The sequence below is a fragment of the Curtobacterium sp. B8 genome (genome assembly GCF_000333315.1).
Lineage (GTDB): Bacteria > Actinomycetota > Actinomycetes > Actinomycetales > Microbacteriaceae > Curtobacterium > Curtobacterium luteum.
The window spans coordinates 1-10,048 of sequence record NZ_BACW01000269.1 but is presented as its reverse complement, the minus strand read 5'-3'; the positions used below and the strand labels follow the sequence as shown (position 1 = coordinate 10,048).

General features: G+C 72.3%; 7 protein-coding genes and 2 pseudogenes. 1 reads left to right on the top strand and 8 read right to left on the bottom strand.

Going from position 1 to position 10,048, the window contains the following annotated elements:
• The 3 genes and pseudogenes from I59_RS06560 to I59_RS06550 form a co-directional block, all read right to left on the bottom strand.
• A pseudogene (locus I59_RS06560) lies at positions 1–353 on the bottom strand (ABC transporter permease); the annotation flags it as partial.
• Entirely contained in the window at positions 350–1,318 is a 969-nt protein-coding gene (locus I59_RS06555) for an ABC transporter permease subunit (protein WP_042726533.1), read from the bottom strand. The pseudogene I59_RS06560 and the gene I59_RS06555, both read right to left, overlap by 4 nt.
• A gap of 5 nt (positions 1,319–1,323) precedes the next feature.
• A complete protein-coding gene (locus tag I59_RS06550; protein WP_022903181.1) occupies positions 1,324–2,463 on the bottom strand; it encodes an ABC transporter substrate-binding protein in 1,140 nt (379 codons plus the stop codon).
• A gap of 151 nt (positions 2,464–2,614) precedes the next feature.
• Between I59_RS06550 and I59_RS06545 the strand changes: the two genes are divergently transcribed.
• Positions 2,615–3,052 carry a YdeI/OmpD-associated family protein gene (locus I59_RS06545; protein ID WP_022903180.1) on the top strand — a complete coding sequence of 146 codons (438 nt, stop codon included), beginning with the start codon at positions 2,615–2,617 and terminating at the stop codon, positions 3,050–3,052.
• Between the two features lie 77 nt (positions 3,053–3,129).
• Here I59_RS06545 and I59_RS06540 read toward each other — a convergent pair whose 3' ends face one another.
• The 5 genes and pseudogenes from I59_RS06540 to I59_RS06520 all read right to left on the bottom strand — a co-directional run bounded on the left by I59_RS06540 (position 3,130) and on the right by I59_RS06520 (position 9,905).
• A complete protein-coding gene (locus I59_RS06540; protein WP_022903179.1) occupies positions 3,130–3,999 on the bottom strand; it encodes an NAD(P)H-hydrate dehydratase in 870 nt (289 codons plus the stop codon).
• Positions 3,983–4,723 (bottom strand): histidine phosphatase family protein, encoded by a 741-nt coding sequence (locus I59_RS06535; protein WP_022903178.1) that lies wholly within the window; start codon positions 4,721–4,723, stop codon positions 3,983–3,985. The genes I59_RS06540 and I59_RS06535 overlap by 17 nt, the downstream gene beginning before the upstream one ends.
• Positions 4,724–5,005: 282 nt before the next feature.
• Positions 5,006–8,120 (bottom strand): annotated as a pseudogene (locus I59_RS19360) (alpha-mannosidase).
• A 19-nt stretch (positions 8,121–8,139) separates the two neighbouring features.
• Positions 8,140–9,039, bottom strand: coding sequence for a carbohydrate ABC transporter permease (locus I59_RS06525; RefSeq protein ID WP_022903177.1), 900 nt, complete (start codon positions 9,037–9,039; stop codon positions 8,140–8,142).
• A gap of 2 nt (positions 9,040–9,041) precedes the next feature.
• Positions 9,042–9,905, bottom strand: coding sequence for a carbohydrate ABC transporter permease (locus I59_RS06520; RefSeq protein ID WP_229727984.1), 864 nt, complete (start codon positions 9,903–9,905; stop codon positions 9,042–9,044).
• Positions 9,906–10,048: the final 143 nt, after the last annotated feature.

Below are 10,048 nucleotides of genomic sequence, written 5' to 3'. Positions count from 1 at the left end.
AGCAGCCCGAGGAGGACGATCGCGACGGTGATGGGCGCGATGACGAGCGAGGCGACGAGGCCGTCGAAGACCGGCTGGTAGGTCGTCGCGTTCACCGGTTCGGCGAGCGCGGTGTAGTGGTCGAGGGTGAGCCCGCCGTCGGTGCCCTGGCGGAACGTGAACTGCACGAGGGCGACGAGCGGGACGGCGAACACGAGCCCGACGACGACCAGCACGATCGCGGCGGTGACCCGGGACGGGGCCGGGCCGAAGCGCCCGGGGCGAGCCGTGCCTCCCGGCCGACCCGCGCCCGCGGACCGGGCACGAGCTGCGATCGCTGCGTCCACGGCGGCCGTGCCGCTCACCGCGGTCATCGCTGCCACCGCGCTGCGCGTCGCTGGAGGAGCGCGTAGGCGCCCATGACGACGGCCATGACGACCACCATGCCGAGGGCGAGGACCCCGGCGACGTTCTGCAGCCCGATGATGGTCTCGCTCGTGAGCTGCGCCCGGATCGTCAGCGGGACGATGCCGCCCTGCGAGATGAGCGCCGCGGCGGTCGCGAACGAGGAGAACCCGTTCGCGAACAGGAGCAGCAACGATCCCCAGAAGGCGGGCGCGAGCACGGGCAGCGCGATGCGCCGCCAGTAGGTCGCACGGGACGCGCCGAGCGTGGCCGCGGCCTCTCCCCACTGCGTCTTGACGCCCTCGAGCGCGGGCATGAACGTGAGGACCATCAGCGGCACCTGGAAGTAGACGTACGGGAGGACGAGCCCGGGGACCGTGTAGAGGAACGCGCCGCCGGCGTTGAGGTCGACGTGGAACACGGACACGAGCCACGTGGTGACGAGGCCCTGCGCACCGATCGTCGCGATGAACGCGAACGCGAGCATGACGCCGCCGAACTGGGCGAGGACGCTGGAGGCGGCGTCGATCATCGAGCGGACGAGCCCGTCGGGTCGGAGTGCGGTGAGCGCCCAGCACACGAGTCCGCCGATCACCGCGCCGATCACGGCGGAGACCGCGGACAGACCGGCGGACGCCCCGAAGGCCCGCAGCACCGTCGGGTCGGCGAAGGCGGCGAGGTTGGCGAAGGTGAACGTGCCGTCGCCGGTGAAGAACCCGCTGCCGACCGCGATGACGGCGGGGACGGCGAGGAACAGCAGGACGTACGCGGCGAACGGGGTGAGGCCGAGCCAGGCGACGCCGCCGCGGCGCCGGACACGGGGTCCGACGCCGCGACGGACGGTGGTACCGGCAGCCGGGGCGGGCGCCGCGCTGGTGGCGGCGGGCCCGGCGGTGACGGGGGCGTGCGCCCCGGGTGCCGATGCGGTGGTCATGCCGGTCAGGACCCCATCGTGGCGGACCACTTGGCGGCCAGGACCTTCGCGGCCGCCGTGACCTGGTCATCGGTCAGCTCGACGTAGTCCTTGGGCATGCCGCCGGCGGCCGAGAGGGCGTCCTGGTCGACCTTGCCCGACTTCTCGAGCGCCGCGAGGGTCGAGGGGAAGGCGCCGGCCTGCAGGTAGAGGTTCTGCACGTCGGGGCTCGCGATGTACTCCTGCCACAGGCGGGCCGCTGCGGGGTGCGGCGCGTCCTTGTTGATGGCCTGCGAGTAGTAGGAGCCGAGCGCCTGGCCCTCGGGGACGACGGTCTTCCAGTTCTTGTTGCCCGATGCGCCGGCGGCCGGTCCCCAGGCGAGGTTGTTGTACGACCACTGGACGACGACGGGGGTCTCGCCCGAGGCGACCGTGGCCTGCGTCGGCAGCACGTTCTGGAAGTTGCCGGCCTGCTTCAGCTTGCCGAAGTACTCGACACCCTTGGTGATGTCGTCGGCCGAGCCGCCGTTCTCCAGGGCTGCGAGGTACACCGCCGACGCGGCCTGGTTCGCCTGCGTCGGGTCGCCCGCGATCGAGACCTTGCCCTTGTACTCGGAGCCGAGCAGGTCGTTCAGGTCCTTCGGGGCGGTCTTCACCTTCGAGGAGTCGTAGCCGATGGACATCAGGCCGGTGTAGTCACGCGTCCACTTGCCGTCCGCGTCCTTGAGGCTGTCCGGGATGTCCGACCAGTTCGCGACCTTGTAGTCCGTGAGGAGGTCGAGGTTCTGCTGCAGCACCGCGTTGCCGAGGTCGAGCACGTCGGGGGCGGTCGACTGGCCCTTCTGCGACTTCACCGCGGCGACCTCGTCGGCGCTCGAGCCGTTCGGGTTCGCGGAGTTCACCTTGATGCCGTACTCCTTGCTGAAGCCGTCGATGATCTTGCCGTAGTTCGCCCACGACGGCGGCAGCGCGATGACGTTGAGCTGCCCCTCCGCCTTCGCGGCCTTCACGAGGGCGTCCATGCCGCCGGCGGACTGGGCGCTCGTGGCGGTCTTCCAGTCGGAGTCGTCCTTCGTGGACGCGCTGCTCGTCGCCGAGCAACCGGCGAGGGTGACGATCGCGGCGGCCGCGAGGGCGATGCCGGCGAGGGTGCGCTTGTGCTGCACGGGGTGTGCCTTCCGGGTCGGGGTCCGTTCCGCACGACTGTGCGACTCGGTCGGACACGAGGATGACCGGGGCCGGTTTCCGGTCCGCAGCGGCGCGGTGAACGGGGGCCGAACTCTTGCGGCGTGGTCGCTCAGGTGCTTGGCTCGCGCCATGCGGTTCACGACGACGGTCCTGCAGGCACGGAAGACGGCCACCGGTCTGCCGGTCCCGCCCGAGGTCATCGAGGCGCTCGGCGCCGGGAAGCGTCCGGCGGTGGTCGTCACGCTGGACGGCGGCTACACCTACCGGTCGACCGTCGGCGTGATGGGGGCGCAGTCGCTCGTCCCGCTCTCGGCAGCACACCGCGAGGCCGCGCGCGTGCAGGCCGGGGACACCGTCGAGGTCACGCTCGAGGTGGACACGACGCCGCGGACGGTCGCCGTGCCGGACGACCTCGCGGCAGCCCTCGACGCGGCCGGGGTGCGGGCGGCGTTCGAGACGCTGTCGAACTCACGGCAGCGGGCGGTGGTGGACCCTGTGCTCGCGGCGAAGGCACCGGAGACGCGGGCGCGCCGGGTGGCGAAGGCCGTGGAGTCGTTGCGGGCCTAGGCGGCCGGGGCTGCCGGGCCAGGGGCGGGCGGAGCCAGGGGCGGGCGGAGCCAGGGGCGGGCGGGTCCGGGGCCGGATCAGGCGCCGAGCTCGACCAGGACGCGCGGGATCTCCGTGACGAGCTCGCTGGCGACGTAGCCGAGCGGCCCCACCTGCACGGCCAACCGGTCCCCCGCTGCGGCGTGCACGTACGACGACCACGCGACGGCCTGCGCCGGGTCCGCTCCCCGCGCGAGCAGCCCGACGATCGCGCCCGAGAGCACGTCGCCGCTGCCGCTCGTCCCGAGGCCGCCGGCACCCGTGCCCTTGAGCCAGGTCCGGCCGCGGGGCGTCGCGATGGCGTCACCGAGTGCGACGACCGCGCCGAACCGTTCGGCGATGTCGACGGCGTCCGCGACGGAGTCCTCGCCGCACGCCCGCCCGACGAGGCGTTCTGCCTCGCCGGAGTTCGGCGTCATGACGAGGCGCCCCCGCAACGGCTCGAGTTCCTGTCGGAGGTCGGCCGCGACGCCGAGTGCGAAGGCGTCGAGCACGACGACCGTGTCCGGTCCGACCGCCCGGGCCAGGCTGCCCACCAGGTCCCGCGTCCCGTCCGGCTCGTCGAGCCCCGGGCCGATCAGCACGGCGTCGGCGCTGGCGGCCACGTCCGCGATGCCGTCACCGGCACCGATCGCGACGTGGCCGTCGGCATCCTCGTCGAGGGGCTCCACCCCCGACTCGGGGACCGCGACCGCGACCGTCGACGCCACGCTCCGCGCGACGGCGAGGGTGAGGCGCCCGGCTCCGACCCGCAGCGCGGCGAGCGCCGAGAGCACGGCTGCGCCCGGCGTCCGTGCCGCGCCGCCGACGACGAGGACCTGCCCGCGACCGTACTTGCCGACCCCCGCCTCGGGGAGTGCCCAGTCACGGAGGAAGTTCGGGGTGATGGGGTCAGCGGACACGAGCATCGTCCTTCCGGCCACCGTGCTCGGTGACCTCGTCGTCGTCGAGGTGGCCGACCGAGGAGAACTCCTCGAGCGACCACGGGGCACCGACGGCATCGCGTCGGAGTCGGGTGAGCGAGGCGTTCGCCACCGTGTGCGTGCGGGCGAACTCGGTGAGGGCGGGTTCGTCGAGGTCGAGGCACACGGCGACGGTCAGCATGACGACGGCGTCGTGGGCGGCGACGACGAGCCGGTCGGTGTCCTCGAGCCGGTCGACGTCGACGAGCGCGGACCGGAGCCGCAGCATCACGTCGGCCCACGACTCCCCGCCCGCCGGCCGGTGGTAGTACTTGCCGAGCCACTCGCGACGGCGCTCCTCGTCGGGGTACCGGTTCCGGACACCCTGCCGGGTGAGCAGGTCGAGCACACCGAGTTCGCGGTCGCGGAGCCGTTCGTCGGTGCGACGTGCCGGTTCGGCGAGCGCGCCGTGCTCGAGCGCGATCGTGATGGTCTGCTGCGCACGGAGGTACGGCGACACCCAGAGCGCGACGGGCACGTCGTCGAGGCCCCGGTCCGCGAGCTCGGTGCCGAGCGCACGGGACTGTCGCTCCCCGAGGGGGCTCAGGGGGACGTCGGCGTCCCGGTACCCCGCGTCGATGACCTCCGCCCCGTCGGCCTCGGCGCGGGCGGCCGCGACGTTCGCCTCGGACTCGCCGTGCCGCACGAGCCAGATCTCCCTGACAGCCATGCGCGCCACGGTAGTGATCGGCACCTGGACCGGTTCGCCGCCGCACGTCGCGAGCGCTGCGGACCTCCGACCAGGTACGCCCGGGATGACCGGGTACGCCCGGGTACGCCCGGGATGACCGGGTACGCCCGGGAGCACCCACCCCACACCCGCGGACGCAACGCGGCGCCGGGGGAACGCACCCGAGCTCCCCCGACGCCGCAGCCTCGCGCGCGGACCGCGGACCGCGCCCCGCGCCCCGCGCCCCGCCGGCCCCGCTGCCTCGGGACCGGCGGGACCCCGCTAGGCCCGCCGGACCCGCAGCGTGACGATCTCGAACGGTCGCAGGGTCAGCACGACCGGCTCGCCGGCGCCCCACGACGACGCCTCGACCGGACGCTCGAGCAGGTCGACCGCGGTGACCGACGCGACGTCGAACCCGAACGACACCCCGACGTCCGTCGCGCGTCCGCCGGCGGCCTCGTAGAGCCGCACGACGACGTCCCCGGAGCGGTCCTCGGCGAGCTTCACGGCCTCGACGAACACCTGCGGCGACGACACGGTCACGAGCGGGTCGACCGTGGCGGTCCCGGGAACCGACCGCACCGGCAGGTTCAGCCGGTACCCGGAGTCGGCGGCCTCGAGCGCCGTGGCGCCGACCCGCAGCACCGTGCGGAAGACGTGGTGTCCCTGGTCCGCGTCCGGGTCGGGGAACGTCGGCGCCCGCAGGAGCGACTCGCGGACGAGGGTCGTGGTGCCGCCGTCCTCCCGCGTGGCACGGGTGATGTCGTGCCCGTAGGTGGAGTCGTTCGCGACCGCGACACCGAAGCCTGCCTCGGCGACGTGGACCCAGCGGTGGGCGCTCGTCTCGAAGCGGGCGGAGTCCCACGACGTGTTCTGGTGCGTCGGACGGTCGATGTGCCCGAACTGGATCTCGCTCGAGGCGACGCTCGCGCGGACGTCGAGCGGGAACGCGAGCTTGAGCAGCTTCTGGTGCTCGTGCCAGTCGACCTCGGTCTCGATGTGCAGTTCCGCCTCGCCGTCGGCGGCCGAGAAGCGGGTGGTGATCGTCGACGACCCGAACGCGCGCGACACGACGACGGTGTCGCCGTCGACCGTCACGTCGGAGGCGGTCAGGACCGTGCCGTTGCGCTGGTAGGCGCGGTCGATGTCCCACGCCTCCCACTGGTTCGGGGTGTCGCGGAACACCGTGTACTCCGCGCCGGCGGACCCGGGGGCGATCGCGTCGCGGCCGCTGTCGTTCGCCGTGAGGGACACGACGTGTCCGGCCCCGTCGATGGTCGCGGTGACCACGCCGGTGTCGAACACGAGGTGGTCGCCGTGTCGGACGGGAGGCACGGCGCGCGCCTCGTCCGTCGGCGAACCGCCCAGGGCGGTCACCCCGCCCGCCGCGACCGGGGACGCGTTGAAGCGGACGAGTCGCCCGTCGGCACCGCCGGCCGTGCCCGCGGGGCCGACGGCGGGGGCGTCGAGGAGGCCCGTGGCGCCGCCCTCGGTCGCCGCTGCGGACGCGCCGACCCCGGCGAGCGCCGCGGCGCCGCCGTTCGCGAGCGCGGTGGTCGCGGTGCTGATGACCCCCTCGAGGACCTCGGCGACGCGGGCGTAGTTCGCCTCGGCGACCTCGTACACCCAGGCGATCGACGACCCCGGCAGGATGTCGTGGAACTGCTGGAGGAGGACGGTGTGCCAGGCGTCCTTCGAGCTCCTCGTACGGGTAGTCGAGCCCGTGCCGGACCGCCGCGGTGGCGGCCCAGAGCTCGGCCTCGCGGAGCAGGTGCTCGGAGCGACGGTTGCCCTGCTTCGTCCGGACCTGCGACGTGTAGGTGCCGCGGTGGAACTCGAGGTACATCTCGCCGGACCACACGGCGGGTTCGGGCAGGACGCGCTCGAGTTCCTCGAACACGTCGGCGGGCGTGCCGAGCGTGACCCGGGGCGAGCCGTCGAGGTCGTGCTGCCGTCGGGCCGCCGCGACCATCTCGCGGGTGGGACCGCCGCCGCCGTCCCCGAACCCGTAGAGCAGCATCGCCGTGTTCGCGACGCCGCGCTCCTTGTTCTGCCGCTCGCCGCGGTGCAGGTCGGCGGGCGAGACGTCCGAGTTGTAGGTGTCCGCCGGGGGCAGGTGCGTGAGGACCCGGGAGCCGTCGATGCCCTCCCAGTGGAACGAGGTGTGCGGGATGACGTTCGTCTCGTTCCACGACGGCTTCTGCGTGACGAACCACTTCGAGCCCGCGGCCCGGACGATCTGCGGCAGGGCGCCGGAGTAGCCGAACGAGTCGGGCAGCCAGGCCTCGGGGGTGTCGATGCCGAACTCCTCGAGGAACAGCCGCTTGCCGGCGACGAACTGCCGGGCGAGGGCCTCGCCGCCGGGGAGGTTCGTGTCCGACTCGACCCACATGCCGCCGACCGGGATCCACCGGCCCTCGGCGACGCGCTGCTTGATCCGCTCCCAGATCGACGGGTAGCCGTCACGGATCCAGGCGTACTGCTGCGCGGACGAGCAGGCGAACGTGAAGTCGGGGTCGCGGTCCATCAGGTCGAGCACGTTCGAGAACGTCCGGGCGCACTTGCGGATCGTCTCGCGGACGGGCCAGAGCCACGCCGAGTCGATGTGGGCGTGCCCGACGGCGATCGCGCGCTGGGCCGAGCCGGAGGCGCCGACGGCGAGCAGGGGTGCGAGGACCTCGCGGGCTGCGGCGGCCGTGCCGGCGACGTCGTCCGGATCGAGGGCGTCGGCGGCGCGCTCGAGTCCGCGCAGGATGTCCGCGCCCCGGGTGCCGTCGGTCGGCAGCTCGGCCATGAGTCCGCGGAGCACCCAGAAGTCCTGCTGGAGCTCCCACACGGTGTCGTCGCGCTCGACGAGCTCGATCCGTCGGACGAGGTAGATCGGGTCGGAGCCGGCGGTGGCCTTCGAGCCGAGCGGGGTCGCGCCCTGGAACTCGTCGCCGCCGATGTCCGGGTTGGCCGCGGCCTCGACGTAGAGCTCGAAGGACCCGCCCGGGCCGACCTCGAGCGGGACGGTGTCGTTGAGCGGCTCGATGCCCTTGATCGTGGTGCCGTCCGGCCGCCAGGCGAGGCCCTCGGCCTGGAACCCCGGCTGCCGCTTCGTGAACCCGAGGTCCACGAGCAGTTCGGCGGTGGTGCCGGGCGCGGTGCCGAAGTCGTCCGGGACGGTGCCGCGGATGCGGAACCAGGTGGTGCCCCAGGGCCTCCCGCCCCAGGCGCCGCCGTCGAACGGCGTGTAGTCGGCGGCGACCGCGGTGGCGAACGGCACCGGTTCGTCGGGCACCTGCCAGGCGTCGACCGTCACCGGCGCCGAGCGACGGTGCACGGCGGGGTCGATGCGGTCGCGGACCAGCCGGGCGATGCGGGCGTGGACGAGCGGTTCGTCGGAGTGCATGGAGGAGTCTCCTTCTGTCTCAGCCCTTGATGCCGCCGGCGAGGGCGTTGCCGCCGCCGAGGCCCCGGGACACGAGGACGTAGAGGGCGATGACCGGGACGGAGTACACGATCGAGAACGCGGCGAGCTGCCCGTACGCGACGGCGCCGTTCTGGCCGAAGAAGTTGAAGATGCTGACCGCGGCCGGCTGCTTCTCGGGCGAGAGGAGCAGCACGAAGGGGACGAAGAAGTTCCCCCACGCCTGGATGAACACGAAGATGAACACCACGGCGATGCCCGGGCGCATGAGCGGGATGACGATCCGCCACAGCGTCGTGAGCATCGAGGCGCCGTCGGTCCACGCCGCCTCTTCGAGGGAGACCGGCACCGAGTCCATGAAGTTCTTCGCCATCCAGATGGCCATCGGCAGGCTGGTCGCGGCGAGGAAGAAGATGCAGCCCCACACGTTGTCGATGAGGTTGAGCGACACGAACAGCGCGTAGACGGGGACCATCATCGCGGTGATCGGCAGGCCGGTGCCGAACAGGATGCTGTAGAGGAACGGCTTGTTCACCCGCATCTTGTAGCGGGACAGCGGGTAGGCGGCGAGGATCGCGACGACGACCGTGACGACCGCCGTGCCGCCGGAGAGCAGCAGGCTGTTCCCGAGCGGGATGAACGACAGGTCGGGGGTGAGCACCTTCGCGAAGTTGTCGAGCGTGAACTGCGTCGGCATCTTCACGGACAGCGACGCCTGCGTGTCGAGCGAGGCGAGCACGAGCCACAGCAGCGGAACGGCGAAGCACACGGCGATGACGAGCAGCACGACGTTCGACACCCAGCGCATCGTGCGGCCGCGCGGGGAGGTCATGTGGAGTGCGCCGGGGGCGGTCACCGCCCGGGTGGCGTTCGCGACCGGGCGGTCGGCAGTGAGGGCCATGGTCAGTCCACCTCCGGCTTTAGTGCCTTGATGTAGATGATCGAGAAGACCGCGCCGACGATGAGCAGGATCGTCGCGATCGCCGTCCCGAAGCCGAGCTGCGAGAACTTGAACGCCTCCTGGTACGCCAGGATCGGCAGCGTCGACGAGTTCGTGCCGGGGCCGCCGCCCGTCATCACGAAGATGAGCGTGAAGACCGACAGCGTCTGCAGCGTCGTCAGCATGAGGTTCGTCGAGATCGAGCGTCGGATCACGGGGATCGTGATGTAGACGAGCCGCTGCCATCCGGCCGCGCCGTCGACCTCGGCGGACTCGGTGATCTCCTCGGGGACCTCCTGCACGGCGGCCGAGTAGACGAGCATCGAGAACGCGGTCCCGCGCCAGATGTTCGCGAGGATGACCGAGAGCATCGGGAACGTGTAGAGCCAGTTCGGCCCGCTGATCCCGAAGACCTTGAGGAACTCGTTGAGCGTGCCCTGGTCGTTGAAGAACGCGTAGGCCGCGAACGACGCCACGATCTCGGGCAGCACCCACGCGGCGACCACGAAGGTGCCGACGATCGACCGCACGACCTTGTTGGCGCTGCGCATGAGGAGCGCGAGGCCGAGGCCGAGCACGTTCTGCCCGACGACGGCCGAGGCGAAGAGGAAGACGATGGTGAGGACGACGGACTTCGGGAAGTCCGGGTCCTGGAAGAGCTCGACGTAGTTCTTCAGCCCGACGAACTGCTGGTCGGAGGCCCCGACGCCGGTGAGCGCCGAGTTGGTGAACGACCCGTAGAACGACGAGATGACGGGGCCGAGCAGGAAGATGACGAGGAGGACGACGGCCGGCAGGAGGGGGACGGCCCGTCCGACGTTCCGCATCGGCTTCCGCTTGCGCGGTGCCGGCGGGTCGGTGCGCTGCGGCGCACCGGGCGCCGACAGCGTCGGCGCGAGGGGGGTACTGGACACGGTTGGTTGCCTTCCGGGTGCGGAGAGGGTTCCGAAGGTGGGGGGTGACGGACGGG

Coding starts and splice junctions, on each gene's coding strand:
- I59_RS06555 (WP_042726533.1), bottom strand. CDS start 1,318: ATGACCACCGCATCGGCACCCGGGGCGCACGCCCCCGTCACCGCCGGG.
- I59_RS06545 (WP_022903180.1), top strand. CDS start 2,615: ATGCGGTTCACGACGACGGTCCTGCAGGCACGGAAGACGGCCACCGGT.
- I59_RS06540 (WP_022903179.1), bottom strand. CDS start 3,999: ATGCTCGTGTCCGCTGACCCCATCACCCCGAACTTCCTCCGTGACTGG.
- I59_RS06535 (WP_022903178.1), bottom strand. CDS start 4,723: ATGGCTGTCAGGGAGATCTGGCTCGTGCGGCACGGCGAGTCCGAGGCG.
- I59_RS06525 (WP_022903177.1), bottom strand. CDS start 9,039: ATGGCCCTCACTGCCGACCGCCCGGTCGCGAACGCCACCCGGGCGGTG.
- I59_RS06520 (WP_229727984.1), bottom strand. CDS start 9,905: ATGCGGAACGTCGGACGGGCCGTCCCCCTCCTGCCGGCCGTCGTCCTC.